The organism is Acutalibacter sp. JLR.KK004 (genome assembly GCF_036941085.1).
Classification (GTDB): domain Bacteria; phylum Bacillota; class Clostridia; order Oscillospirales; family Acutalibacteraceae; genus Acutalibacter.
Genome location: NZ_JAYMNQ010000001.1, coordinates 2,575,542 through 2,600,467, shown reverse-complemented (window position 1 = coordinate 2,600,467; position 24,926 = coordinate 2,575,542). Strand labels below are relative to the sequence as shown.

At 52.0% G+C, this 24,926-nt stretch carries 29 protein-coding genes and 3 pseudogenes; 28 read left to right on the top strand and 4 right to left on the bottom strand.

Annotation, left to right across the window (positions count from 1 at the left end):
* Positions 1-79: 79 nt before the first annotated feature.
* The 3 genes and pseudogenes from VSQ30_RS14125 to VSQ30_RS14115 form a co-directional block, all read right to left on the bottom strand.
* A complete protein-coding gene (locus VSQ30_RS14125; protein ID WP_334464695.1) occupies positions 80-292 on the bottom strand; it encodes a type II toxin-antitoxin system YafQ family toxin in 213 nt (70 codons plus the stop codon).
* Positions 285-524 (bottom strand): hypothetical protein, encoded by a 240-nt coding sequence (locus VSQ30_RS14120; protein ID WP_160644149.1) that lies wholly within the window; start codon positions 522-524, stop codon positions 285-287. The genes VSQ30_RS14125 and VSQ30_RS14120 overlap by 8 nt, the downstream gene beginning before the upstream one ends.
* 371 nt (positions 525-895) lie before the next feature.
* A pseudogene (locus tag VSQ30_RS14115) lies at positions 896-1,069 on the bottom strand (tyrosine-type recombinase/integrase); the annotation flags it as partial.
* A 257-nt stretch (positions 1,070-1,326) separates the two neighbouring features.
* On the opposite strand from VSQ30_RS14115, the gene VSQ30_RS14110 reads away from it, so the two are divergent.
* The 16 genes and pseudogenes from VSQ30_RS14110 (at position 1,327) to VSQ30_RS14035 (ending at position 13,734) form a co-directional block, all read left to right on the top strand.
* Complete coding sequence (locus VSQ30_RS14110; protein ID WP_004056100.1) at positions 1,327-1,851, top strand: DUF5720 family protein; 525 nt, start codon at positions 1,327-1,329, stop codon at positions 1,849-1,851.
* 29 nt (positions 1,852-1,880) lie between these two features.
* Positions 1,881-2,753, top strand: coding sequence for a DUF6017 domain-containing protein (locus tag VSQ30_RS14105; RefSeq protein ID WP_334464692.1), 873 nt, complete (start codon positions 1,881-1,883; stop codon positions 2,751-2,753).
* Between the two features lie 72 nt (positions 2,754-2,825).
* Positions 2,826-3,809: a toprim domain-containing protein gene (locus tag VSQ30_RS14100; protein WP_334464691.1), complete on the top strand. Its 984-nt coding sequence runs from the start codon at positions 2,826-2,828 to the stop codon at positions 3,807-3,809.
* 16 nt (positions 3,810-3,825) lie between these two features.
* The gene (locus VSQ30_RS14095; protein WP_160275319.1) at positions 3,826-4,107 is read left to right on the top strand and encodes a helix-turn-helix domain-containing protein; all 282 of its coding nucleotides are present in this window, start codon (positions 3,826-3,828) and stop codon (positions 4,105-4,107) included.
* Positions 4,108-4,917: a DUF6674 family protein gene (locus tag VSQ30_RS14090; protein ID WP_087418115.1), complete on the top strand. Its 810-nt coding sequence runs from the start codon at positions 4,108-4,110 to the stop codon at positions 4,915-4,917.
* Positions 4,918-4,946: 29 nt separating this feature from the next.
* Entirely contained in the window at positions 4,947-5,846 is a 900-nt protein-coding gene (locus VSQ30_RS14085) for a hypothetical protein (RefSeq protein WP_334464688.1), read from the top strand.
* A gap of 30 nt (positions 5,847-5,876) precedes the next feature.
* Entirely contained in the window at positions 5,877-6,548 is a 672-nt protein-coding gene (locus tag VSQ30_RS14080; protein ID WP_334464686.1) for a hypothetical protein, read from the top strand.
* A 109-nt stretch (positions 6,549-6,657) separates the two neighbouring features.
* Positions 6,658-7,965, top strand: coding sequence for an IS4 family transposase (locus VSQ30_RS14075; RefSeq protein ID WP_334461212.1), 1,308 nt, complete (start codon positions 6,658-6,660; stop codon positions 7,963-7,965).
* A gap of 77 nt (positions 7,966-8,042) precedes the next feature.
* Complete coding sequence (locus tag VSQ30_RS14070; protein WP_334464685.1) at positions 8,043-9,377, top strand: LPD1 domain-containing protein; 1,335 nt, start codon at positions 8,043-8,045, stop codon at positions 9,375-9,377.
* A gap of 4 nt (positions 9,378-9,381) precedes the next feature.
* Positions 9,382-10,149: a hypothetical protein gene (locus tag VSQ30_RS14065; RefSeq protein ID WP_334464683.1), complete on the top strand. Its 768-nt coding sequence runs from the start codon at positions 9,382-9,384 to the stop codon at positions 10,147-10,149.
* Positions 10,150-10,238: 89 nt separating this feature from the next.
* Positions 10,239-10,844, top strand: a complete 606-nt coding sequence (locus VSQ30_RS14060; RefSeq protein WP_334464681.1) for a hypothetical protein — start codon at positions 10,239-10,241, stop codon at positions 10,842-10,844.
* Positions 10,845-10,981: 137 nt separating this feature from the next.
* Positions 10,982-12,136, top strand: a pseudogene (locus tag VSQ30_RS14055) (VirD4-like conjugal transfer protein, CD1115 family); the annotation flags it as partial.
* A 241-nt stretch (positions 12,137-12,377) separates the two neighbouring features.
* A pseudogene (locus VSQ30_RS14050) lies at positions 12,378-12,512 on the top strand (Maff2 family mobile element protein); the annotation flags it as partial.
* 136 nt (positions 12,513-12,648) lie between these two features.
* Entirely contained in the window at positions 12,649-12,990 is a 342-nt protein-coding gene (locus tag VSQ30_RS14045; protein ID WP_482558736.1) for a Maff2 family mobile element protein, read from the top strand.
* 51 nt (positions 12,991-13,041) lie between these two features.
* Positions 13,042-13,353 (top strand): VirB6/TrbL-like conjugal transfer protein, CD1112 family, encoded by a 312-nt coding sequence (locus VSQ30_RS14040; RefSeq protein WP_502876260.1) that lies wholly within the window; start codon positions 13,042-13,044, stop codon positions 13,351-13,353.
* A gap of 138 nt (positions 13,354-13,491) precedes the next feature.
* The gene (locus tag VSQ30_RS14035) at positions 13,492-13,734 is read left to right on the top strand and encodes a TnpV protein (protein WP_502876283.1); all 243 of its coding nucleotides are present in this window, start codon (positions 13,492-13,494) and stop codon (positions 13,732-13,734) included.
* An 82-nt stretch (positions 13,735-13,816) separates the two neighbouring features.
* On the opposite strand, the gene VSQ30_RS14030 is transcribed toward VSQ30_RS14035, so the two are convergent.
* Complete coding sequence (locus tag VSQ30_RS14030) at positions 13,817-14,638, bottom strand: MerR family transcriptional regulator (RefSeq protein WP_334464678.1); 822 nt, start codon at positions 14,636-14,638, stop codon at positions 13,817-13,819.
* A gap of 88 nt (positions 14,639-14,726) precedes the next feature.
* Between VSQ30_RS14030 and VSQ30_RS14025 the strand changes: the two genes are divergently transcribed.
* The 12 genes from VSQ30_RS14025 to VSQ30_RS13970 all read left to right on the top strand — a co-directional run bounded on the left by VSQ30_RS14025 (position 14,727) and on the right by VSQ30_RS13970 (position 24,856).
* Positions 14,727-16,058: an MATE family efflux transporter gene (locus VSQ30_RS14025; RefSeq protein ID WP_334464676.1), complete on the top strand. Its 1,332-nt coding sequence runs from the start codon at positions 14,727-14,729 to the stop codon at positions 16,056-16,058.
* 101 nt (positions 16,059-16,159) lie between these two features.
* Positions 16,160-16,906, top strand: a complete 747-nt coding sequence (locus tag VSQ30_RS14020) for a winged helix family transcriptional regulator (RefSeq protein ID WP_334464674.1) — start codon at positions 16,160-16,162, stop codon at positions 16,904-16,906.
* Positions 16,907-17,127: 221 nt separating this feature from the next.
* Positions 17,128-17,409 (top strand): DUF3847 domain-containing protein, encoded by a 282-nt coding sequence (locus VSQ30_RS14015; RefSeq protein ID WP_016324247.1) that lies wholly within the window; start codon positions 17,128-17,130, stop codon positions 17,407-17,409.
* 180 nt (positions 17,410-17,589) lie between these two features.
* The gene (mobQ, locus tag VSQ30_RS14010) at positions 17,590-19,056 is read left to right on the top strand and encodes a MobQ family relaxase (RefSeq protein ID WP_334464894.1); all 1,467 of its coding nucleotides are present in this window, start codon (positions 17,590-17,592) and stop codon (positions 19,054-19,056) included.
* A gap of 30 nt (positions 19,057-19,086) precedes the next feature.
* On the top strand, positions 19,087-19,407 hold the full coding sequence (locus tag VSQ30_RS14005) for a DeoR family transcriptional regulator (protein ID WP_334464671.1): 321 nt from the start codon (positions 19,087-19,089) through the stop codon (positions 19,405-19,407).
* Between the two features lie 11 nt (positions 19,408-19,418).
* Complete coding sequence (locus VSQ30_RS14000; RefSeq protein WP_334464669.1) at positions 19,419-20,273, top strand: ParB/RepB/Spo0J family partition protein; 855 nt, start codon at positions 19,419-19,421, stop codon at positions 20,271-20,273.
* The gene (locus VSQ30_RS13995) at positions 20,263-20,607 is read left to right on the top strand and encodes a winged helix-turn-helix domain-containing protein (protein ID WP_334464667.1); all 345 of its coding nucleotides are present in this window, start codon (positions 20,263-20,265) and stop codon (positions 20,605-20,607) included. The genes VSQ30_RS14000 and VSQ30_RS13995 overlap by 11 nt, the downstream gene beginning before the upstream one ends.
* An 8-nt stretch (positions 20,608-20,615) precedes the next feature.
* On the top strand, positions 20,616-20,954 hold the full coding sequence (locus tag VSQ30_RS13990) for a cysteine-rich VLP protein (protein WP_334464892.1): 339 nt from the start codon (positions 20,616-20,618) through the stop codon (positions 20,952-20,954).
* A gap of 140 nt (positions 20,955-21,094) precedes the next feature.
* Positions 21,095-21,847: a phage replisome organizer N-terminal domain-containing protein gene (locus VSQ30_RS13985; protein ID WP_334464665.1), complete on the top strand. Its 753-nt coding sequence runs from the start codon at positions 21,095-21,097 to the stop codon at positions 21,845-21,847.
* Complete coding sequence (locus VSQ30_RS13980) at positions 21,844-22,650, top strand: ATP-binding protein (RefSeq protein ID WP_334464663.1); 807 nt, start codon at positions 21,844-21,846, stop codon at positions 22,648-22,650. The genes VSQ30_RS13985 and VSQ30_RS13980 overlap by 4 nt, the downstream gene beginning before the upstream one ends.
* A 25-nt stretch (positions 22,651-22,675) precedes the next feature.
* Entirely contained in the window at positions 22,676-22,849 is a 174-nt protein-coding gene (locus VSQ30_RS13975) for a transposon-encoded TnpW family protein (RefSeq protein WP_334464661.1), read from the top strand.
* A gap of 90 nt (positions 22,850-22,939) precedes the next feature.
* The gene (locus VSQ30_RS13970) at positions 22,940-24,856 is read left to right on the top strand and encodes a recombinase family protein (RefSeq protein ID WP_334464660.1); all 1,917 of its coding nucleotides are present in this window, start codon (positions 22,940-22,942) and stop codon (positions 24,854-24,856) included.
* The last annotated feature ends 70 nt before the right edge of the window (positions 24,857-24,926 follow it).

Genomic DNA, 24,926 nt, shown 5'->3' with positions numbered 1-24,926 from the left:
GACATACGTCAGTATGCCTGTACACCCTTTATGCACTCTGACAAAAAATCTGCCGACACGATATGTGCACCAGATTTAATCAGCGCTTCCTCAGGAGCCAATCTGGAGATAGGTGGCGCTCCTGGAAACCCGCCCAGTTGCCCGTGAGGGCATGGGCACGGTTGCGGGGCGGCAAGGCAACAGGGACGCGCAACGTGTTTAGCGCGTCCAGCAGAAGCTTCATATTGTAGCCGCGCCGGGCGCACAGGCGCTGGTCGCGCTTGAACTGTGCGCTGAGCCGCAGGTCAAGCATCGGCGGCCTCCCTCTCCAGCATGGCAAAGAGCTCTTCCGTGCCGCCCGTCCAGACATCCCCGCCACCATTTTCCAGCTCTTCCATGGCGGCAATGGTGGCGGCGTTAGGGGTCTCATCCTCCAGCGCGTCCGCTATGGCCTGCTTCATAGTCTTGAGCATAGCGGTCACATTGACAAGCTGGGCCTCTGTGAAATCGTCCAGCAGGGCTACACACTGTTCCTTGTTGCTCATGACCAAAACCTCCTTCTTTCCGCGTTCTCCTGCCATTAGTATAGCACATGGTGGATGGATATGCAAGGCGGGTTTCGTTTCCAACAAATTGTCAACTCCATTATAAAAACACGCCCAATTTGGCGAAACGACGCGAAACGGAAAAGTGCCGAAAACCCAGTGATACCAACGGTTTGCGGCACTTTGTATAACGATGTATAACGACCCCATGGAAACTCATAACCCGAAGGTCGTAGGTTCAAATCCTGCCCCCGCAACCATGAGAATCCGCATGAACACTGGGTTTGTGCGGATTCTCTTTTTGTTTTCTTCTGTGTGTTTTTGTCTGCCGACCCATTCCTTGACCCATACGGGGATACCACCGGGTACCCCTAAACGCTGCCGGATAGTAAGTTGGCCATCGTTTTGGCGGCTTCTTTCTGGGCGGCGGTTGTAACGTGGGCGTAGGTGTCCAGAGTAAAGCCCGCACTATAGTGACCCAGCATCCCGGAAACCGTCTTGATGTCTACCCCGTTTTGGAGTGCTAGGGTCGAAAACGTATGCCGTTACGGTATAATAACGACAAACGGAAAAAGCCTTTATTTTCAAGGGGTTTGAGCGTTTGCCGTCATTTATTCAATTCCTTTTCCAAGTTGAAATCTGACGAGAAAAATATCGAAAAAAGGAGGCTGTTTCATTAACGACAAAATTTAATAGCGCCAGCGGTCCGGTGTATTGCCTGGCCGCTGATTGCCGTGGGCGTTTCACTTTTATAGGTGGGCGTCCTTTTTTTGTACTCATTTTCAGGAGAAAGGAGATTCACATGGAACTGAACGAAATGGAAAAGCGCCTGATATTCCAGACGGAGGGCTATGGGAAATCAGATGTCACATATGAGCTGCGCATGTGCCTCCCCTATATACCGGACCCGGTAAGGAGGAAAACGGCGGCGGAGCTTGTGCGAAAGCTGGATGCCATGCCGGAAAAAGACTGCCTGGCTCTTATTCAGGATATTCGGAAAAACTACCGGATTCCGGCAGGGCCTAAGACGATGGGGGAACTACTGGCGGAGGCCAGGCAGAAATCCGGTGCGGAGAAATTGAAGGGGCATGACATCATGGCCCTGGAACGCTTCGACCCGGAAGTAAAGCACATGATCGTCTTTGACGTGCTTTCAGGTAATGCCCCTGTCGGGGATAAAGGAGATAAGATGCGCCTGTTCCTTACGGATGCCGGCTACCAGAAATTCATAGACAGCCAGGAACGGGGCGAAGTCAAATTGAAAAACCATGCGAAGGTTGCGCCGGGCGGCCATCTGCACTATGACCGCAAGGACCGCGCCTTGTAGCCCGGAGGGAAAGGAAGGAGGTTTTTGTTATGGCTGTATTCCGGGTAGAAAAAACAAAGGACTTCACGATCATGTGCAACCACCATCTGCGCAATACGGAACTGTCCTTAAAGGCAAAGGGGCTCCTCTCGCTCATGCTGTCGCTGCCGGAAGATTGGGATTATACCACAAAGGGGCTCGCCCATATCTGTAAGGACGGCGTGGATTCGATCACTACCGCCCTGAAAGAGCTGGAGCGGCACGGGTATCTCACCAGGCAGCGCCTCCGCTATGGGAACGGGCAGCTCGGAGACATCGAGTATACGATCCATGAAAAGCCTGTAAATGCTGAAAAACAGGGGGATTCACCTAAACGGGAAAATCCAAGACAGGCAAATCCAGGACAGGCAAAACCTGAACAGGGGGAACCTGGACAGGGAAATCCCGCACAATTAAATACTAATCCATTAAAAACTAAAAAATCAAAAACGGATATATCAAGGACCCATCCATCAATCTATCCGTCAGGGCCGGAGGCGGCAGGCCGATCGGATGGGATGGATCGGATAGAGCTGGCAGACGCTTACCGTGAAATCCTGAAAGAAAATATTGAGTATGGCTGTATGGTTTCCCGGTATGGGAAAGAACGCTTAGACGAGACGGTGGAGCTTATGCTTGAAGTGGTTTTATCCAAACGTCCATATATCCGTATCGCCGGGGATGATTTTCCCAGGGAGGTGGTAAAGGGCCGCTTCCTGAAAATCAATTCCGGCCACCTGGAGTATGTCTTTGACTGTATTGACCGGAACACTACCAAAGTCGGGAACATCAAGGCATACCTGCTGGCGGCGCTGTATAATGCCCCGGCAACAATGGACAGCTATTACCGTGCAGAGGTCAACCATGACCTGTACGGCTGTTAGGCGCCTTCCGGCGTCTTTTTTCATCACAGAAAGGAGGCGGGGCACGATGAAAAGAATTTCTGTGCCGGTGTCATGCCCGGCGTAACAAAGGAGCAGATTCGGGCGGCGCGTGAGGCGGACCTGTTTGCCTACCTGCAGTTCCATGAGCCTGGGGTGCTGAAACGGGACGGCCCGAATTACCGCCACAAGGAGCATGACAGCCTGGTCTATGTGACCGGGAAAAGGTACTGGTACTGGAACAGCCGGGGCCGGAGTATCAACGCCCTGGATTACCTGGTCCAGATACGGGGCTACGGGCTGGTGGATGCGGTCCATACGCTGGTCGGCGGGGAAATCCAGCAGACGCCGGCCTATCGGAGCACGGCAGCGGCAGGGCGTGTGTATAAGGAACCAGAGAAGAAAGCATTTTCCCTCCCCTGGGCCAGACGGTGCGCCACTTCTGCCGTTTCTTATTTGCAGCGGCGCGGGATCAGCCCGGATGTGATCAGCCGGTGTTTCCGGGACGGGCTGTTCTATGAGGCGCGGCATCATGGCGAGCCGGTCTGTGTGTTTGTGGGAAAGGATGAAGCCGGCAAAGCAAAGTTTGCCTGTATGCGGAGCATTGCCGGCAGCCTTAGGAAAGATGTCTACGGCAGCGACAAGGAATACAGCTTCTGCTATCCACCCAGGAATCCGGACAGCCGGCATGTGGCGGTATTTGAGGCGCCCATTGACGCCCTCTCCCATGCCACGCTGCAGGAATTAAAAGGCTGGAAATGGGACGGCTACCGTCTGTCTTTGGGCGGCACTTCCCATGTGGCGCTGACCGCATTTCTGAAACGACACCCGGAAATCCGGCGTGTCAGCCTCTACATGGACAATGACCTCGGCGGCCTTAAAAATGCCAGGAGGATCAAGGCAATGCTCCATGAAGATCAGCGGTTCCGGCATATCCGTGTGGGCGTCAACCCACCCCGTACAGGAAAGGACTACAACGAAATGCTGCTCCACGTTATAGGGCAGATGAAAGACCAACAACGGCAATGCCGCCAAAAACAGGCGGCTATTTCAATTTGACAGGAGGATTTCAGAAATGACGAACACAGAGAACACGGCTTTACAGATGATTGCCGAAGCTGCCCGGTGCCCGGACTACGGCCCCGATATGGTTAAGGCCCTGATGAAAAAGCTGGATATGAACGAGAAAGGCTTTGCGCTTCTGATGAATGTCGCCCCTTCCACGGTCCGGCTCTGGACCAGCGGCGCCGCTCAGCCAAGCGGAACGGCCAGGCGGCTCATGCAGATTTACGAGACCGGTCCGGAGATTGTCGGCAAGATTGCCGGGGAGCCCTCCGCAGACAGGAGGGATTCATAGATGGCAGATATGGAACTTCTGGCAGCGGAACCAGTTGCGCTGCAGGCAGCCCAGGACGTGCTTGCAGACGAAAATGAGCAGGTGAAGGCGCTGATCGTCCTGCTGATGGGGAATGACCCCGCGGGCGGCAGGGAGCTTGAAGAACTGGCCGGCCAGGTGGCGTCCATGGAGCGGAGGCTTGATGCTGCACTGGAGGAACTGGGGGAGATGCGCCAGAAGATACAGGAGGTGCAGGACCGCTCCCTGAAAGCCTTGCTGCAGAAGAACTGTAAGGCTCTGGAGGGGAATGTGGATGCCATGCGCCAGCGCATCCTGGAGCTGAAAGGGCAGGTCGTGGAAGGATGCAAGAATATCCTTAAGGATTTCGCCGACCGCGGCGCCGTGGCCCTGAACGGCGTCTCCCGGTTCCTGCGCCTTGGGCCAGCGCTGGAGGCGGTGCAGGCAGCGGCGGAAAGGACCGTGCAGTCCAGTGACCGTGCGGTCTCCAGGATCGATGCGTTCAGCACGGAATTCCATGAGGCAGGCCGGCACCTGAAGAACATGGGGCGCTCCATCCAGGGGAAACCCGCACAGGCGGAGGCGAAGGAAAACGGCAGGGTCGCAGATGCCTTCAAGGGAGCTTTCAGGATAGAGCGCGCTTTTGCGTCTGCCATCGGCGAGAATGTAGGGCTTTCCCTGAATGCCCTTGCAAGGCTGGAACAGCGGGCACAGCGCCGGCCCTCCGTCCTGGAGGCCATGCGGGAGCAGGCGGCGAAGGCAGCGCCGGCAAAGCACCAGCCGGAGGCGTCCCATGACAGGGGCAGCCGGTGATAAAAACAGAACGAAGGGAGGAAATGAACTTGAAACAGGAACCACTTCCGCAGATTCACTTAGTCCACGATACGGATTTAGGCGTATTTGCCTATGAGCTCCATATCCTGGCCGGGGATTTCCTGCGGAACAGCGAATATAACCTGCGCGCGCTTGCCACGAATACCGGGGCGGATTCCATTGCCGTCATGGGGAAGAATCACATGTGGCTTTCGGACGCGCTGCTTGCCTACTGCCCTTCGGCGGAGCTTTACCGGACAGCTGCCATGACGGAATATCCCGGCGCAAGGGCCTTCCTGTTCCACACGGAGCGCAAAGAGGACGGACGGCTGTACGGGGATGTCCTGATGATGGGCCTTGACACGCTGCGGCAGGACATAGAACGGAATACCCTCTACCCTTACGGCGTCAGCATGGAATACCGGGACGGCACGAAGGCGGAGGCAGGCATTGAAAAATGGGAATCAATGGAGCTGTGCGAAAAGGACGCCCTGAAAACCTGGCGCTACCTCTATGCGCCGGAGCAGGTGACGGAATGGCAGTACCGCTATTCTAACCGTTTCAGCCAATGGAAGGAGCAGGCATTTTCCTATATGCCCCAGGATTTGGAGGAACGTCTGAATGTGGAGTATATGGAGGAGGCGCAGAACCCGGACACAGATATGTACCGCATACCCCTGGGGACAGCCAAACAGTTGCTTCTTGATGGGGCCCCGGTCTACCGCCTCCTACCAGGAAGAACGGAAAAAGTTGCGCCTGTTGCGGCTGTCCGGGCGGGTCTCTGGTATGAGAATTACCGGGAGTTTGCCGTTACCCCGGAGGACCTGGGCGCGCTTGACCGGCTGGTCCGCAGGGAGACGGACCGGATCATGGGAATACGCCCGCAGCATGATAAATTACAGGAACGCCGCCCTTCCCCGGAGCGGTGATTTTTTATGACAGACTGGAGGTGATAATGATTGGCGGATAACATGCAGCATGAAGATTTCGGGGAAAAGATCGGCGGCGCAAAAAAAGATCTATGGAAGGACCGGGGGCTCTATGTGAATGACCTGGATGCCATGAATGAGCGCGAGGCCGAGAAATTCGTAAAAAAGGATAATATCTGGAAGAAACCGGACTATGGGGCCATGCTGGAGGACGGGGTTCCCCTCGGCGTGGTCTATTTCATCAAAAAGGCGCGGGACGGGTTAAATGCCTCCCCGCAGTATTACCGCAAGGACGACACGCCGGAGAAGCGCCTTGCAAGACAGAAAGAATATATCCAGACGGTACGGGAGCTGCAGAGCGTGGTCTCGGAAGTCCGCACCGTGGAGGATGCCATGAAAGCCTATGACCGTTTCTTTGTGGAAAACGGGTATCTGGAACAGGTGCAGGGCTGGGGCAGCGGCATCCATTACCAGGCGACGGAAAAGGGCCGGGAGAACCCGGCCATTACAAACAAGCTGTCCAATGCCCTGATGGTCCACTCTGCCGCGCATTTTGAGCGGAACTTCACACAGAAAGCGCAGAAGGAACAGTTTGGCGTTTCCAAAGACCAGAAGGTGCCGAAGGGCTATGCGATCCATTTCAACGACGGGAAGAATACTTATTCCAAAAATAATGACTGGAAACCTGACCAATGCCATTAAGTTAAGCATTTTGTAAAAAGATAAAGAAACCGGCAAAAAGCCCTTGACAAAATGAGAAAAATATGCGGCGAAGCCCCTTGAAAAATAAAAACTTCAAGGGGCTTATAAAATGAAACAAACCGCAAAAAACTTACGAAAAAAGCTGCTGTCTCAGGTAAGGAAAATGGGAAAGAATCCCCAAATTTACGCCAGCCGGCCGGGACGGGATTTCACCCGCCGCAGGGCGCTGGATTTTGAAAATATCATTTTCTTCTTGCTCACCATGAGCTGTGAAAGCGTGGGCAAAAATCTCATGAAAGCTTTCCGTTTTCAAGAAAAAACACCTTCTGCCTCCGCCTTTGTGCAGCAGCGGAAAAAGCTTTTGCCTAAAGCCTTGGAGGACTTATTTCACAGCTTTTCAAATTCACTTACCCCCGAAAAGAAGTACCGGGGATATCGGCTGCTGGCAGTGGATGGAACGTCCTTGAAATCATCAGCATACCCTGCAGATTTGCTTTCTTATCTGCCCGGAACAGACCGCCAGCACGGTTGGAACAAGCACCTGATAAACGCTCTTTTTGACTTGGAAAACGGCATTTATACAGACTTAATTGTCCAAAAGGAACACGAGAAAAATGAAGGCAAAGCTCTGTGTGAAATGACAGACCGTTCGCGGATTTCAGAGCCGGTTATCCTTTTAGCTGACCGGAACTATGCGTCCCTGAACAACTTGGCGCATCTGGAAAACCGGGGATGGAAATATGTCATCCGCCTGAAGGAAAGGGATTCGGTTTTTGGTGTAAAACTTCCTTGTTTTCCCGAATTTGATATACCCGCAAGCCTCACTTTGGGGCGCCTCACAAAACGAAAACTGGAAACAAGAAATATCCCTGTTCCGGCAGATTATTATAAGCTTACAAGTCAGCGTGTTTTCGATTTCCTGCCTGTAGAAAGCGTTGGCTTTTACCGGCTTTCTTTCCGTATCGTACGCGTAAATTTCTGCAATGGAAAAACGGAAACCTTCCTGACAAATCTGAATAAAAATCAATTTCCGCCCGAAACTTTGAAAGCTCTTTACGCCAAACGCTGGGGCATCGAAACATCTTTCCGCAGCCTGAAATATTCAGTGGCGCTCATTCATCTCCACTCCAAAATTCCAGAACTTATTTTACAGGAGGTTTTTGCTGCTTTCCTGATTTTTAACTTTGCACAGGCAGCAGCCTGGAACGTGAAGCTTTCCTGCCACAACACAAAACAAAAACAGCGCCTCAATTTTTCCGACGCTGTCTTTGCCTGCTGTGCTTTCTTACGGAAACCTTTTCGAGAACTGGAAGGGTTGCTTTACAGAAAACGCTTTCCGGTAAGGCGGGGACGGGCTTTCCAGAGACCTGTTTCCTCGGGTAATCGGATTTCTTGGTTTTATCTTCCGGCACGATAGCGGGGCTCTTTGGGGGCGCTTAACTTAATGGCATTGGGAAACCTGACACCTATTATGTGACGAAGGGCTATTCCATCTTGCAGACAAACTTTGAATCGCGGGAGGCCGCCCTGAAATGGGTGCAGGCGTTGGCAAAAGGGCGCAGCAAAAGCGGAAAGACGCGGTTTGTGCCTCCCCAGCTCTCCCATGTGCGGCGCACCGGGCCGGATTACAGAAACGGCATGGAGATCACCGGGCAGCACTACCTTGATGCCTTCGGGTTCCGCGGCGGTGAATTTGGGAACTGGATGAACCAGAATGACCGGCAGGCTTCCCTCAACATGGGATTTGAGGCGCTGAAGGATCTGGCGTCGGCCTTGCAGATCAGTGATAAAGATATTGCCTATCAGGGAACGCTTGCCATCGCTTTCGGCGCCAGGGGCAGCGGCAACGCGGCGGCCCATTATGAACCGCTGCGGAAGGTCATCAACCTTACGAAGATGCACGGGGCCGGCTCTTTAGCCCATGAATGGTGGCACGGGTTTGACGATTACCTGGGTACGAAGATGGGCGCGAATGGGATGCTCTCGGAACAACCCCGCCTCTATGCGCCGTTCCAGAAGCTGATTGATACCATGAAATATAAGCCGGAGACACTGGAGCAGGCTGCGGCCCGCACCGAAGCGCAGACAGAACGAACCCGGAAAAATGCGGCAGGCTGGCTGGATTCGGCGGTGCTCGGTTCCCTGAAACGGCATGGCAATGAGGAACAGATGAAAACCTACGCGGTTCTTAAAGAGTCGTTCCTGTCCGGCGAGGCCGGTTCCGTGGAGCAGATCAGCGCTTTCAAGAAGTCTGTCACCGGGCGGGTGATCCCCAAAAGTGAGCGGGAACGGCTGGAAATATTCGAGCACATGCTGTCCGGGATGCAGGCACAGGAGGCGCCGCAAATCGGGCGGGTGGAAACCGATTTTTACCGGAATTCCATGCGCATGGGTAAGGAGTGCGAAAAGGACGGCGGCTATTGGGACAGCAATACGGAAATGACCGCCAGGGCTTTTGCCTGTTATATCAAGGATAAGCTGCCCTGCCAATCGGATTATCTGGCGGGCCACGCGGACTGTGCCGTTACCTTTGTGGCAGACAAAGGCGGGGAAATGGCAGTCCTGAAAGCCTTCCCGGAGGGTGCGGAACGGAAAGCCATCAATGCGGTATTTGACGAGATCGTGGCAGACCTGAAACGGGAGCAGATACTGACCCATTCGGACGAAACGCTGCCCCTTCCGGCGCAGCCGCTGGCGGAGAATGAACAGATTTCCATATTTACGTCGGACCGGCCTTCGGTCATGGCGCAGCTTGCAGCGGTGAAACCGGCAGAAAAAACTACCCCGGCACAGGCGGCACCGAAAAAGAGCCATGCGCCGGAGATTTAAGGAGGTGGAAGGATTGGAGGAAAACAAAGATTACCGGGTGCACCGCTCCGGGGACCTGTCGGAAGGCTACAAGCTGCAGGTGGAACACACGGTATCATGCGAGAACACAGATATTTCAGCGTTGATTGCGCAGGGGGCAGAAACGGTACAGGCCATGCGCCAGGACAGCATTGAGGGAGAAAAGAAAGCCTATGACATCGTGGTGGCGGCAGCGAAGCAATGGGAACAGCAGGCGGCGGCCACGCAGCGGCTTGACCGGGCGCTGGCATACTTACGCACCCCGGAGGTAAAGCATACCGGGAACTGTTGGCAGCCCTTTTCCAACAACAAGGACTGGATGGAGATCAGCAACCGGGTTTATAAGATGTTCTGCCAGATCAGGGAACAGACAACATATAACAGGGAGGCAAAACAGGATGTTCCGACTGCCTGGTATGTAACATGGGACCTGTATATCAATTCACCCAGGAAAGGCTACAACATCCACCTTGCAGGGCAGGATAAGAAACGCTACACGGACAAGGCCGCCGCCGAGAGGTACCTGGACGGGAGAAAGAAAGCCTATTCCCATCTGTTCGCGGAGATTTCACCGCCTATTCCGAAAGAGCATGAAAACTGTTTTACGGTCAATGGTGTGCTTCTCCCTGGATATACCGTGGAGGGCCGGGAACCAATAAAACCAAGCCATGCCGCCGATGTTTCGGAGGGCGCTATTTCCGCGCCCGGAAAAGAGGAAAAGCCCTCCGTGCTGGGAAGACAGCAAGTAATATAAAGAGCAACATTCACGAATACAACGCCAAAGTCATAGGTATGCAGAACTATTATTGCATTGCTACGAGGATAAATCTGAATTTCAGCCGAATGGCTCATGTGAATAACGGTCGTTTTCTCCATCGGATAGATGGATATAAAAAGCAGGGCGAGCTAAACAACAAATATTTAAAAAACCGGTATGGAAAATCGAAGCAAATGCGCTGGATTGGAGATACACCAGTAGTACCTCTGGCATATGTGCAGTTTAAAATACCAATGCGCAAGAGCAGGAAAATCAATCCATATACTCCGGACGGAAGAATGGAAATCCACAGCAATCTGAAACTGAACGTTGAAGATATGCTCTGGCTCATGCGCCACCCGGTAACAGGAGAAACGGTACAGTTCAATGATAACCGAATCTCTCTCTATGCCGGACAGGAAGGTAAATGTGCAATCACCGGGGAACATCTGGAAGTGATTCACTGTATTTGTTACAGAAAATCGAATGAGTGTAAAAATGGCAGAGACAGTTACCGTAATCTGTTGCTTTTATCACCTACTGGATATGAACTTATCTCAACAACAGACAGTATAAAGTTCGCTACACTGACAAAGAAGTATGATTTGAATAAGGCACAAATTACTAAAGTAAACAAACTGCGTGTTGCCGCAGGATTGGCAGAAATGTCAATGCAAATCGTAACAAACTGATTTAGCTAATGTGAAAGAGTGAGTGTGTATCACTGCTGAAACTATGCTTGATGGGGCGCCGGATGCGGTGAAAGTCGCATGTCCGGTGCTAGCCGGGGGAAAAGCCGGAGATAACATCAAAGGCTTACCTATCGGAACCTTTTGCTTACATCCACAATGAGAAGGACATTCTGAAACTGGTAACGGTGCTGATTGCAAACACCAAAGGGGAAGGAAAATCCGGCGACGATTTTTGGGTCAAAGCCGAGACCCTGCTGTATACGGCGCTGATCGGCTATATCTATTATGAGGCCCCGACAAACGAGCAGAATTTTTCCACCCTGGTAGAAATGATAAACGCTATGGAGGTCCGGGAGGACGACGAAAGTTTCAAAAATGCCGTTGACCTTCTCTTTGATGCGCTGGAACAGAAAGACCCGGACCACTTCGCCCTCCGTCAGTATAAGAAATATAAATTAGCGGCGGGCAAGACAGCGAAAAGCATACTTATTAGCTGCGGCGCCAGATTGGCGCCATTCGATATTAAGGAGGTCCGGGAGATCACCATGTATGACGAGCTGGAGCTTGACCTGGTCGGGGACAGGAAAACGGCGCTGTTCTTTATCATCAGCGATACGGATGCGACGTTCAATTTCCTTGTCAGCATGGCCTATACGCAGTTGTTCAATCTGCTGTGCGAGCGTGCCGATGACAGGTACGGCGGCAGGCTGCCGGTACATGTGCGGTGCCTGATCGACGAGGCCGCCAATATCGGGCAGATTCCGAACCTGGAAAAGCTGATGGCGACGATCCGTTCCAGGGAGATTTCAGCCTGCCTGGTATTGCAGGCGCAGAGCCAGCTAAAGGCGCTCTATAAGGACAACATGGACACCATCATCGGGAATTGTGACGCTTCCCTTTTCCTGGGAGGCAAGGAGGAAACCACGCTGAAAAGCTGGAATTCCCTGCTGGGAAAAGAGACCATCGATATGTATAACACCAGCGTCACCAAAGGAAATCAGGAATCCCACGGACAGAATTTTCAGAAATTGGGAAAGGATTTGATGTCGGTGGACGAGCTGGCCGTGATGGACGGCGGGAAATGCCTCCTGCAGATTAGGGGCGTCCGGCCCTTCCTCTCCCGCAAGTACGATATTACGAAACACCCGAATTATAAATACCTGTCGGATTATGCCCCTAAAAATGCTTTTGACATTGAAAGATTCCTCTCAACCAGGCTGCCCGTCAGCCCTGGGGAGCTGTACCGCAATTATGAGGTCACGGCGGAGGATTTGGAGGCGCCGGCTGTATGATGATGTAGCTGCCTGTTAAAGTCTCTGGCTTTGGCGGGCTTTTTCTTTTCACCGGAAGGAGGTTCTATTGAGGATTCGCGCCCCTCCCTGACAACTGTATACCTTTCCAGGATGCTCCTGGACTATGCCGCCCCTGTGCTTTATGCAGATTTTCTTAAAGCACAGGGGCGTTTTTTCGTTTCCGGCCAGATACGGCCATACCACAAAACCAACATTTCTCAAATTAAAGGAGGACAACTTTATGGCTTTTTTTGCAAGTGCGATTGATACTTTGAAAATTCTGGTGATTGCTTTGGGCGCCGGCCTCGGTGCATGGGGCGTCATCAACCTTCTGGAAGGTTATGGCAATGACAATCCCGGAGCCAAGTCGCAGGGGTAAGCTACGCCCTCCACGGACAAGTAATTGCCGTGCAGCGTATGGTGGAAGTCCATACGGCAACAGGCTGAATTGCTGGGAACCCCTAAAGCCGTGCGTACCAAAACATGGGGATGAAACATGCCCGGATGAGACGGTGGCGAAAGCGGAAAAAAACGCACGGATGGCGCAGGGTGCGAACCTAAACGCCGGGACAATGGGCAATCAGCAGCCAAACCCCGAACAGGGGAAGGTTCAACGACTATCCTTTGCAGGAGTAGGGCCGAGCGGCCCGAAGCAGCCTGCCCCGCTCCATGCGGGTGAAGATATAGTCTGCGCCCATGTGAAAGCATGGGGTGTCCGCTTCTTTATGAAGTGGGGCCGCGCCGGGGCAGCGACCCGGTGTGAACAAAAACGGATGAAACAGCTTATGGCTGGCGGAGGTATTGCGCTGGTGGGTGCCACGCTGATCCCGCTGCTCTCCGGCCTGTTCGGTTAATAGCCGATGGGCAGTCTGTTTGAATGGATAACAGACTGGATTAAAGAGGGCTTGATTGAAGCGATCACAGGACAATACACCGGTATCTTTGAGTCCGTCAACAGCCAGGTCTCGGATGTGGCCTCGCAGGTAGGCCAGACACCGCAGGGATGGAATGGCGGCGTGTTCAGCATGATCCAGAATCTTTCTGAAACCGTCGTCATTCCCATTGCGGGAATCATCCTGACTTTTGTTCTTGTCTATGAACTGATCCAGATGATCCTCGAAAAGAACAACATGCACGACGATGTATGCTGTAAGCGATGTATTTCAAATGCATCAAATACAACGTACAGTCAGCTCATTTGCGGCAGAATGATATGACTGGTGAAAGGAATGAGGGAAATGGCTGAATTGACTTATACGAGAGTTGGAGACTACTACATCCCCAATCTGCTACTTGACCCCGAACCAGAAGCAGAGAAATTCTATGGCAAGTACGGCGATCTGCGCTGAGAGTACATCCGGGAGCATCGGACCGCGCTGTGGGCATCCCTGGTGAACAGCGGCAGACTAGACGATCACCTGACCACAATCGAGCGGCTGGCGGAAATTAGGATGGACAAGATGCTGCCGCAGATGATGGAGGTCGCTGGTGCAACTGAGGAACTGAAAGCCCGCGACCAGATGGCGTGGTTAAGGTTGGTAAATAATTGCAGGGCCAGGGCCGAAGAAATTATTTTCACAGAACTGATATATATTTGAAATCCTCTGAATTTACAATTTTAACAATAAAAGGTCGTTGCTTATTTTGAGTAGCGACCTCTTATTGTCTGCACTAAATGAGTCATTTTGATTTCACAGGTATTTCAATCTGCACGAGAGAGTCCTCAATCTGGTCGATTACGTTTATATTGATAACGGCTTCATAAGAGAATCCTGATAAAACAAGACCATGTTCTTTAACATAATCAAATATCCTTTGGTAACACAGCTCAGGGCTTTCCGCCGCGTCTCTATAAAACGCCCGCACATAATTCCCGGCTGGTTGGATGTGTAATTCATCGCTTTTTGTGGGAGACGGAATTTCAACAAAAAGTTTAGAATAATCCTCGAATCTTCCATTTTTCAGGCTATCTACCGTAATCATTGTCCCATAAGAAAAATCATGCAAGTTGCATAATTGGTACTTTTTCCTTTCGGCTGAAATTATCTCCACTTGTTTATCGAACGTAGTGTTTCGATTGATGTCCACGGTAACTAAACTGCGCGCCTTTTTCTCCACAATACCGATTTTCGATAAATCCATTGTCAATAATGTCTGCATATTCTGGCAATGGTAGGACAACGTTTTCCGCAGTGCCTTTAGATGGGCTATATTGCGGTCTATATCTTCAATTTTCTCTTGCATAAGCTGCTCCATGCTGGAGGCGCAACGGTTTTTCATAAAATCCTGAATTTCGCTAATTGGCAAATTCAGCTCCCGTAGCAGCAGAATTGTTTCCAAAACAGGACTTTGCTCGTAGCTATAATACCTGTATCCATTTTGGGGATGGATAAACGCTGGATGGAAAAGGCCAATTTCATCATACCACATCAGAGTTTTTTTGTTTATGCTATGCAGGGACGCAAATTGACCGATTGTGAGCAATTTTTTATTTTTCTCCATTTTTCAAAATACCTCTTGACTGTACAGTTACTGTACGGGTTATTATATCGCATATGCCGGAGAAACACAAGAAAAAAGGAGAAAAATAATGGAAAATGAAAACGCCTATAACAAGCCGGTTACGTTGGGGAACATCCTCAAATTCGCAGTCCCCACCATTGCAATGGCTGTCTTTATGTCTTTTTACACTATGGTTGACGGCCTGTTTGTATCAAATCTGATCGGTACAACCGCACTGTCTGCAATCAATCTGACAGCCCCTGTGATTCAAGTGATTACAGCAATTTCCACTATGCTGGCAACTGGCGGAAGTGCGGTCATCATGAAAAAGATGGGGGAGCAAAAGCAAAAAGAGGCAAGGGAAGATTTCACGTTCTTGATTTTAGTGAATGTGGTTGTTGGCATGGTCATGACGGTGCTTGGGTACTCTCTGATGGAAACTATTTTTGGGAGCATGGGGCTGTCCCCGGAGGTCGCAGGCTATTGTACCTCGTATCTCAGCCGCTATCTTCTCTTTACAATCCCAATCCTGCTGATGAACAATTTTGCTCTGTATATGATCGCCTCTGAAAAAGCAACCCTGTCCCTGATTTGTTCCGTGACAGGTGGCGTACTGAACATCGTGCTTGACTATGTATTTATCGGCCTTTTGGACATGGGAATCGGCGGTGCGGCCATCGCCACGGGCCTGGGCTACTCTGTGACTGCCGTTGTAGGTCTGGTTGTGTCCGGAAACAAACAAAGCCTCCTTCACTTTACAAGGCCCGCTTTCCGATTAAGGGTTCTTGCAAGTGCGGCTACAAACGGATGCTCAGAAATGGCGACCACTTTGGTCATGGGAATCATTACAATGATGATCAATGGGGCCATGCTCTATTATGTTGGTGAAGATGGAGTTGCCGCCGTGACCATCATCACATATATACTGGTATTCGCAAGTTCCCTTTACACGGGGTATTCCTATGGCATCGCTCCTATGCTCAGTTACTACTATGGTGAGGAGAACTACGGGAAGCTAAAAAAGCTGGTTTCCACCAGTCTGAAAGTGATTGCTGTCATTTCTCTTGTGACAGTGGCAGCGTCCTTTGCCGCAACAAAGCCCCTGGTATCTATTTTTGCCCGACCGGATAATCCAGTCTACGATCTGGCTATCACTGGAAATCGAATCTGTACCCTGGCGTTGTTCTTTATCGGTTTTAATATCTTTGCCAGCGGGATGTTTACCGCATTGTCCAACGGTATTGTCTCCGCAATCCTCGCCTTCTCTCGCTCCTTTGTATTCATGCTGATTACCATGCTGATTCTTCCCGCAGTTTTGGGTGTAACTGGCATCTGGCTGGCTACACCAGTAGCAGAGACGATGGCGATGGTATTATCGGTGTTAATGCTCGTGAAATATCGGAAGCGGTATCAATACTAAGGGGGTACCGTCTTGAACGCAGAAAACCGCAACTTAAATATAAGCGAGAAGCACAAAAGTTTATCCGTCGCTTTTCTGTAGCTATCCTAAAGGAGATTTGAATGGAGTACAGTGTATTGACTATCGGAATACCCGATGAGTTATTTTCTGATTTGAAAAAGCTGATAGTCCAATACCGTCTGCGCTTTATTATGTCCCCCACAGTTCATGCGGCAGGCCAGATGTTAAGTCACCAGCCTTTTCATTTGCTGATGGTTAACCTGGAATATCTACGAAGCATCCAGCAAACGGACTGGTTGATAGGAATACGGCGTATCAGTTTTGTGCCAGTCATTATCATCTCGGACACACCAGAAAAAGATATGAAGGGAATGATAGAACTTGGAGCGGATATGTGTGTTTCTGGAAAATGGCCCTACTCCATGATAGCAGATTTAGCTTACGCTCAACTGCGGCGTTACACAGAATATAATCATTACAGAGATCCCGGTGGAGCTGAAATATCTCCCTTCCAAGTAGGTGATATTTTCATAGACCCAGCACGACGCATTGTAATGGTTCAAGGACGATCTGTAGATCTCCGTCCCCGCGAATTTTCTTTGTTGCTATACTTTATGCAAAACCCCAAAATCGTGCTGACCGCAGAGCAGATATGTGAACACGCATGGGAAATGGAGGGCAGCTATAACCGGGGTGTTTCTGGCCCGATTGCTCTTTTACGAAAGGGCATTGAACCAGACATATCGAATCCTTGTTACATCGAAACGATTCCCCGTATTGGTTACCGCTTTACTGCGTATCGTGACGAAACTTGCGATGATTGTAGTAGTTCTGTAGGACTTTTGTAGGAGTTCTGTAGGGCTTGTATTGTAGAATACTTCCATCATACAGGAAAGGAGTATTCACATGAGGACACCGCCTCCAATTTTGAACAAGCAGCGAATGACCGCTATCCCAAGAAACGGGATAGCGGTCATTTTTTGTTCGACATGAAAGTCACTGTTGCCTGATTAAATCCTGTTTTCCACTTTTTCTCTCAAATCAATTTTACAGAAATGGAGTAATGTCAATGGATAAAAAAGAATCCCTGTTGAAGCAACGTGACGAAGCAAAAAAGGAAGCCGCCCAATACGAGAACCAGGTAAAGATTTTGCTGAACAAGCAGAGGGATGCAGAACGCCACGCTCGGAACCACCGCCTGATTGTGCATGGCGCGATCATGGAGGGCGTGTTTCCCTTCACCGCCAGCATGGACGGCGAATCGCTCAAGGCGTTTCTGATTGACCTTTCCCGTCTGCCGGGAGCAGAGGAAACGGCGGAAAAGGCGCAAAAAATCGCCCCCACAAACTAAAGTCCGTTCTTAACGGCGCACTTATACACCGTTCCGGTGTCGTGCGCCCTGCCGGGGGCTGTTGCGTCCTGCGGACGCGATGGGGAAGTACCTTCCCCAAACCCCTTGTGCGCCAGCGGAAACGAAACATCCGCTTTGCGTCTGTTCCGTTTCCGCTGGCCTTTATCTCCCCGCTGTTGACTGCGGAGGAAGGAGGAAAACCACATAGCGATTTTTCACTGTCCCATTCAAATCATCAAGCGGAGTGTAGGCCGTTCGGCTGTCGCTGCTGCCGCCTACCGGAGCGGCGAGAAGCTGACAAATGAGTGGGACGGCAAGACCCACGACTACACACATAAGCCCGGTGTTGTCCATACGGAAATCATGCTCCCCACCCACGCCCCGCCGGAGTTTCAAGACCGTTCCACGCTTTGGAACTCCGTGGAGCAAATTGAAAAATCCAGCGACGCCCAGCTTGCCCGTGAAATCGAAGTTGCCCTGCCCGTGGAACTGTCCAGAGCGGAGCAGCTGGCACTTGTTCGGGCTTTTGTCAAAGACAATTTTGTGGACGATGGGATGTGCGCCGACTTTGCGCTCCATGACAAGGGTGACGGCAACCCCCACGCTCATATCATGCTGACAATCCGTCCGCTGAAACCGGACGGACGCTGGGGGCCGAAGTGCCAGAAAGTTTACGATCTGGACAGCCAGGGTCAACGCATCCCGGATGGCAAAGGCGGCTGGAAGAATCACCGTGAGGACACCACCGACTGGAACAATCGAGAGAACGCCGAGAAGTGGCGGGCGGCGTGGGCCAGCTATGCGAACCGGGCGTTAGAAGCCGCTGGCAGGCCGGAGCGCATTGACCACCGCAGTTACAAGCGTCAGGGCATTGAAAAAATCCCTTCCATTCACATGGGCGTTGCCGCCAGTCAGATGGAACGGCGGGGCATCCAGACGGAGAAAGGAGATATTAACCGCCAGATCGCCGCCGACAACAAGCTGCTGAAGGAAATCAAGGCCCGCATCACCCGGATTTACAACTGGACGAAAGAGCAGGCTGGGGCGGAACAGCCCCAGGACGGCGGCAGCCTTGTGGCCCGGCTTTATGAAGCCCAGGCCAAGGTCAACAGCAACAAAGCCCATTCTCGTTCCGGTAAGATTAAGGCTCTGCAAGAGAACGCCAAACTGCTGGCCTTTTTGCAGAGCAACGGCATCAATTCCATGCAGGAACTTTATGAAAAAGTCTCTGCCATGAACAAGGATTATTACGATCTCCGTGGGCAGATTGTCGGCGCGGAACGTCGTCTTGCTGTCCTGGATGAACGTCTGGAAATGTGGGCGCAGTACGAGAAGTACAAGCCCATCCGCCAGAAGTTGGACAAGGTGAAACCGGGTAAGCGGGAGAAATACCAGCAGGAGCATAGGGCAGAGTTAGCAGACTTTGACGCTGCCGCCCATTTTCTGAAATCGCTGAAAGAATCCGGTGAGGCAATCACGCCCAAAGCGTGGCGGGCCGAAGCTGCAAAATTGACGGTACAAAAGGACGCAGATTATCAGAAAATGTATGCCATGAGGGATGAAATTAAGGCGGTGGAGGCCCTACGCAAAACCGCTGACCGTCTGGCTCACGAGGGACAGCATCAACAGAAAGAACAAGAACGATAATTTCAATTTTTGATGAAAGGATTTACGACTATGGACCTGAACCCGTGGGAACGCCGCCAGAAGATTTTGGAGGTTTTGTGCCTCCGGCGGCATGATACTTATGGAAATTTAGCGCATGAGTTTAACGTCAGCACCGGGACAATTCGCCGCGACATTGTAGTGCTGACCTGCTCCTATCCGATTGAAACCGTCCAGGGCGGTCATGGCGGTGTTCGAGTGGCGGAGTGGTTCCATCTGGACCGCCGTTCGCTGAACTCTGCGGAGATCACTTTCCTCCGTAGGCTGGGGGAATCTCTGGACGGCCATGACCGCGAAATGCTCAACCGGATTATTGCAGCGTTTTCGCATTGAGGGTAGTCATCATGCAAATCAAAATCAGTGAAATCAAAATCAATCCAGGACGGCGGGATACCCAGCAGAGGAATGTGGAAGAACTCGCCCGGAGTATCGCCGCTGTGGGCCTGATGAATCCCATCACTGTCACCCAGGACAACACGCTTATTGCTGGCCTGCATCGGTTGGAGGCGGTGAAGCTGCTGGGCTGGACGGAAATTGAGTGTACCGTCAGCGATGCGAACGGCCTGCAAGCGGAACTGGCCGAGATTGACGAGAACTTTGTTCGGGCTGGTTTGTCCCATCGTGAGTTGGGCGATCTGCTTCTGCGCCGGAAAGAACTCTATGAAGCCATCCACCCGGAGACGCGCCAAGGCCAGCGAAACGGACAGACGGCTAAAAACGAAAATTTCTCGCTTTTAGAAACGAAGTCCTTTTCACAGGATACCGCTGAAAAGCTGGGCGTGAGCAAACGCACCGTTGAGCAGCTTGTTCAGACTGCCGCCAATCTGACCCCAGAGGCCAAGAAGATTATCAAGGAGGCTGATACCAAGATCACCAAAGGGGCCGCGCTGAAAATTTCCAGACTGCCCCCAGACCAGCAGGAAGAAGCCGCTACTGTTCTGACCATAGCACCGCCCGCACCGAAGCGGCAAGGGATGATGGACAGCGAAGCGGCTTTGAGAGAGTTTACGTCTCTCTGCTCCCGCTATGTTTCCGGTATCAAATCCCTTCATCACCGGGCAGGCATTTTCGCTGGAATGTCAATTGCCCAATTTGACGCATTGGGCAATAGTGCGTATTCTGTCACGACCGCAATTAAAGAATTTTTCGAGAAGGTACATGAAATCCGACACGAAATGGAGAATGAACATGAAAACTGATTACATCACCGCCAGCTCCCCCCTGCCGCCTTATCTGGCCTATCCCCGGTTTCTGCTGGGGATGGACCTGCGGCTGATTACGAAAGAGGTCTACTGTATCCTGCTGGACATGACGGTGAACGGCGAGGGTAGCGTGGATAAGCATGGGCGGCGGTATCTGACATTCATCAACCCGGAGATCGCCAAGCTGATCGACCGCACTCCCTCCACCGTGGGCCATGCCCTGGCGGAGTTGGAGCGTGCCGGGCTGGTAAAGCGTCATTGGGTGAGCCGCAGCCCCACCCAGCCTTATCACACCTACATCAAGCTACCTGCCACGGAGGACGAGCCGTGATTGTCCACATGAACTATCAGCAGTACCGCACAGCCCGGAAACTGGTACATAGCTGCTGCAATTATGATGGTGAATGTTGCTTGCTTCTGGACAATGGAGAGGAATGTATCTGCCCGCAGAGTATTACCTATTCGCTTGTGTGCCGCTGGTTCCGCGCCGCCGTCCTGCCGCTGGACAATGCCCTGTGCGCCGCCCTGCTCTACCGTGACCATATGAAGCCCTGCGCCATCTGCGGCAGCTACTTTGTTCCAAAATCCAACCGGGCGAAATACTGTTCGGAATGTGCTGAACAGGAGCGGCGGCGTAAGACCCGTGACCGAGTGCGCCGACATAGGGCTGATATGTAACGCTTTAGGCCCGAAAAAGGCGTTGATTTGCAAGGCTTTCCGGGTGCTGGTCAATAGGGGGGCTGATACTTTTCCTATCCAGCACCCCGGAAGGCCCTCAGACGGCCTGCAACGGCGATTCTACAAAGGAGTTTTACCCTATGGCTGAAAACAGGAGATTTTACTATCTCAAACTGAAAGAAGGTTTCTACAACAGCGAGACTATGGTGGTCCTGGAAAGTATGCCGGACGGTCTGCTGTACTCGAATCTGCTGCTGAAAATGTATCTCATGTCGCTGAAATCCGGTGGAATCCTCATGCTCAACGAGCATCTTCCCCACACCGTTCAGACCATTGCCACCTTCACCCGGCACCAGATTGGCACCGTAGAGAGGGCAATCAAGGTATTCATGGAATTTGGCCTTGTGGAAGTCCTGACGGATGGTGCTTTCTACATGGCCGACATTCAACTGCTGATTGGACAGTCCTCCACCGAGGGCGAGAGGAAGAAGCGGGAGCGGAGCCGGTTGCAGCGTCAAAAACTGCTTCCCTCCGGCAAAGTGGACATTTGTCCACCCATAGACCCGGTGGACAAATGTCCCCCTATATTAGAGATTAGAGATAAAGAGTATAGAGATCAGAGTATAGAGAATAGAGAGGGGGAACACGCCCGCACGTTTGGCCGTTACCAAAATGTTTTTCTGTCTGCTGGTGAGCTGTCCGAACTGCAAACCGACTTCCCCACTGTCTGGCAGGAATACATTGAGCGTCTGTCCGAGTACATGGCCTCCACGGGCAAACAGTACCGCAGCCATGCCGCCACCATTCGCCGCTGGATAGCCGATGACCGCCGCAAGGCCGCTCCCGTTTCCCGTGACCGCGATTACAGCGTGAGGGAGGGTGACACCGTATGACGGAGATCCGCGAGGATGAATACCTTGACCCGGCAGACGGTCTGCTCCATTGCCGCAAATGCGGAGGTCCCCGGCAGGCAGTCATACCCGACCCGTTCAAGGGCGGCAGTTTCAAGCCCCGCTGCGTCTGTCCCTGCCAGCAGGAGGCGGAACGCCGCCGCAGAGAAGCCGAGGAACGCCGCCAGCGCATGGAGCGCATCAGACGGCGAAAGGCTCAGGGCCTCCAAGACCGCTATCTCTATGGCTACACATTCGCCCATGACAATGGACAAAACCCGGTTATGGCAAAAGCCCATGCCTATGTCGATCACTGGCCGGAGGCGTTCAAGAAGAACATCGGCCTGCTGTTGTTCGGTGACGTTGGAACGGGCAAATCCTTCCTGGCCGGGTGTATCGCAAACGCCTTACTCGACCAGGATGTACCCGTACTCATGACCAACTTTCCGACCATTCTAAGCCGCCTGTGCGGGACGTTCGGAGAGGACCGGACGGCGTTTCTGGACAGCCTGGGGGACTATGACCTGTTAATCATAGACGATTTAGGCGCGGAGCGCAACACCGAGTATGCCCTTGAGCAGATGTTTTCTATCATCGACAGCCGCTATCGTTGTAACAAGCCGCTGATCGTGACCACGAATCTGAAGCTGGACGAGCTGAAGCATCCACCCGACCTTGCCCATGCCCGTATCTATGACCGGATTTTAGAACGCTGCGCCCCCATCCTCTTTGCCGGGAAGAACTTCCGGGAGGACAACGCCGCCAGCACCAAAGCGGTAGCGCGGCGCATCGTATCACCAGAATAATTTTGAAAGTTTGAAAGGAGCGTCTATGGCAAAAACAAAAGCAACCACCCCCGCTACCCCGCAGAGCAAGCGGACATTGGAGAAGCGCATTGGCCACACCACTTACGAGGTGCATATCTGCTTCAGCGAGCAGAGCAAGGAGAGCATGAATGATAAAATCTGCCGCCTTATCAAGAATCAGATTGCGGATAGCCAGTAAAAGTTGCAAAAGGCAGTTGGCATCACGCAGATTTTGTGATATATTGGTGTTGCCGCAAATGAGCTGGCTGTCTTGAAAGGAAGTTGCGCTATGACAAGACAGCCGGAAAAGGACACAGCAATCTACACCAGATTATCACGCGACGATGAATTACAAGGTGATAGTAACTCTATTATTCATCAAAAGGAACTGCTTTCCAAGTATGCCGCTGACCATGGTTTCCGTAATGTCCGTTTTTTTGTGGATGACGGATTCTCTGGAACGAATTTCCAGCGTCCAGGTTTCCAGGAGATGCTGTCGGAGATTGAGGCAGGAAAAGTCGGAACCGTTATTGTCAAGGATATGTCCCGGCTGGGCCGCGACTATCTAAGAGTGGGATTTTATACGGAAATTTTCTTCCCGCAGAAGGGTGTCCGCTTCATCGCCGTTAATAACGGAATCGACAGTGAAAACCAACAAGAGACAGATTTTACCCCCTTTTTGAATATCATGAACGAGTGGTTTGCCAGAGATACCAGCAAGAAGGTTCGGGCAATCAAACGCGCCCAGGGTATGGCTGGAAAGCATACCGCCGTTCATCCGCTCTATGGCTACAAGAAAGACCCGGACGACCCGGAGAAGTGGATTATTGACAATGAAGCTGCCGAGGTAGTCCGCCGTATCTTCCGCATGACCATTAACGGCAAAGGCCCCTATGAGATTGCTACAATACTGGAAAAGGAACGTATCCTTTGCCCGTCTGCCTACCTTGCGGAGCGCGGCGCAGGGAACCGGCGCAACAACGATTTTGCAAACCCCTGCCGCTGGTGGGGAACCACCGTTTCTTACATCCTCAACCGCATGGAATACATGGGCCATACCGTCAATTTCAAGACAGAAAAGACCAGTTTTCGGGATAAACGACGGCATCTTACCCCCAAAGACAGTTGGGTGATTTTTGAGAACACCCAAGAACCGATCATTGACGAGGAAACCTTTCAGACGGCACAGAAACTCCGCAAAACCGGACGCCGCCCGACCATTCTTGGAGAAGCGAATCCGCTGACAGGACTTCTCTATTGTGCCGATTGCGGCGCGAGATTGTATAACGAGCGCGGGGATAATGGAAAAGGCCATTTCAAGGATTCCTATGCCTGTTCCAGCTATCGCAAGCGTACCAGTGATTGCACGATGCACTTTATCCGTTCGGAGGTTGTGCGGGATTTGATTCTATCGGCGCTGCGCTCCATTTCGGAGTATGCAAAAGCCAATCGAGAAGCCTTTGAGCGGCTGGTAATGGATACAACCTCTGACCGTCAGGCACAGCAGATGAAGGAGAGCCGGAAAGCCTTGACGGACGGCCAGCGGCGGTATGATGAACTGGATGTGCTGATTCAGCGTACCTATGAGGATCACGTTGCGGGCAAGCTGACCGACAAGCGTTTCTTGAAACTGTCCCAGCAGTATGAAGCGGAGCAGGAACAGCTTGAAGGTGAATTGAAACGGCTGGCCGCTGAAATGGAAACGATGCAGGAGCAGACCGGCAGGGTGGACAAGTTTATGGCCCTGGTTGACCGCTACACCAGCTTTGACGAGTTGACCACGCCCATGCTCAATGAGTTTGTGGAAAAGGTCGTTGTCCATGAGCGTGTGAGTGTAGGCCGCTACAAGCGCAAGCAGCGTGTCGATGTTTATTTCAACTTCATCGGGCTGGTGGAGCTACCTGCCGAACCGGAGGCCGAACTGCCCGCCGCAGAACCGTCCCAGGAGCGGTATGTAGCGGTGAATACCAGCTTTGCCCCGCTGGGCGAGTACCTTTCCCAGCAGACAGAGAACAGCGTTACCCTCTCTTTCTCAGATGTTGAGCGGGTAATCGGAAAGCCCCTTTGCAAGTCAGCGTTCAAATTCTACTCCTATTGGTATCCAGGCGACAACCGCCCGATCTCTAATGTGATCTACAATGCTGGCTTTGATGTTGACCGGGTTGACATCAAAAATCAAATTCTTTATTTAACTAGGGCAATTTGAAACGCTTACTGTTTGCGTACTTAGGACCTTAGTATAAGCCACAGGTGTCTCGGTGCCTTTTTATAGAATC

Coding starts and splice junctions, on each gene's coding strand:
- VSQ30_RS14125 (WP_334464695.1), bottom strand. CDS start 292: ATGCTTGACCTGCGGCTCAGCGCACAGTTCAAGCGCGACCAGCGCCTG.
- VSQ30_RS14120 (WP_160644149.1), bottom strand. CDS start 524: ATGAGCAACAAGGAACAGTGTGTAGCCCTGCTGGACGATTTCACAGAG.
- VSQ30_RS14110 (WP_004056100.1), top strand. CDS start 1,327: ATGGAACTGAACGAAATGGAAAAGCGCCTGATATTCCAGACGGAGGGC.
- VSQ30_RS14105 (WP_334464692.1), top strand. CDS start 1,881: ATGGCTGTATTCCGGGTAGAAAAAACAAAGGACTTCACGATCATGTGC.
- VSQ30_RS14100 (WP_334464691.1), top strand. CDS start 2,826: ATGCCCGGCGTAACAAAGGAGCAGATTCGGGCGGCGCGTGAGGCGGAC.
- VSQ30_RS14095 (WP_160275319.1), top strand. CDS start 3,826: ATGACGAACACAGAGAACACGGCTTTACAGATGATTGCCGAAGCTGCC.
- VSQ30_RS14090 (WP_087418115.1), top strand. CDS start 4,108: ATGGCAGATATGGAACTTCTGGCAGCGGAACCAGTTGCGCTGCAGGCA.
- VSQ30_RS14075 (WP_334461212.1), top strand. CDS start 6,658: ATGAAACAAACCGCAAAAAACTTACGAAAAAAGCTGCTGTCTCAGGTA.
- VSQ30_RS14060 (WP_334464681.1), top strand. CDS start 10,239: ATGGCTCATGTGAATAACGGTCGTTTTCTCCATCGGATAGATGGATAT.
- VSQ30_RS14030 (WP_334464678.1), bottom strand. CDS start 14,638: ATGGAGAAAAATAAAAAATTGCTCACAATCGGTCAATTTGCGTCCCTG.
- VSQ30_RS14025 (WP_334464676.1), top strand. CDS start 14,727: ATGGAAAATGAAAACGCCTATAACAAGCCGGTTACGTTGGGGAACATC.
- VSQ30_RS14020 (WP_334464674.1), top strand. CDS start 16,160: ATGGAGTACAGTGTATTGACTATCGGAATACCCGATGAGTTATTTTCT.
- VSQ30_RS14015 (WP_016324247.1), top strand. CDS start 17,128: ATGGATAAAAAAGAATCCCTGTTGAAGCAACGTGACGAAGCAAAAAAG.
- VSQ30_RS14005 (WP_334464671.1), top strand. CDS start 19,087: ATGGACCTGAACCCGTGGGAACGCCGCCAGAAGATTTTGGAGGTTTTG.
- VSQ30_RS14000 (WP_334464669.1), top strand. CDS start 19,419: ATGCAAATCAAAATCAGTGAAATCAAAATCAATCCAGGACGGCGGGAT.
- VSQ30_RS13995 (WP_334464667.1), top strand. CDS start 20,263: ATGAAAACTGATTACATCACCGCCAGCTCCCCCCTGCCGCCTTATCTG.
- VSQ30_RS13990 (WP_334464892.1), top strand. CDS start 20,616: ATGAACTATCAGCAGTACCGCACAGCCCGGAAACTGGTACATAGCTGC.
- VSQ30_RS13985 (WP_334464665.1), top strand. CDS start 21,095: ATGGCTGAAAACAGGAGATTTTACTATCTCAAACTGAAAGAAGGTTTC.
- VSQ30_RS13980 (WP_334464663.1), top strand. CDS start 21,844: ATGACGGAGATCCGCGAGGATGAATACCTTGACCCGGCAGACGGTCTG.
- VSQ30_RS13975 (WP_334464661.1), top strand. CDS start 22,676: ATGGCAAAAACAAAAGCAACCACCCCCGCTACCCCGCAGAGCAAGCGG.
- VSQ30_RS13970 (WP_334464660.1), top strand. CDS start 22,940: ATGACAAGACAGCCGGAAAAGGACACAGCAATCTACACCAGATTATCA.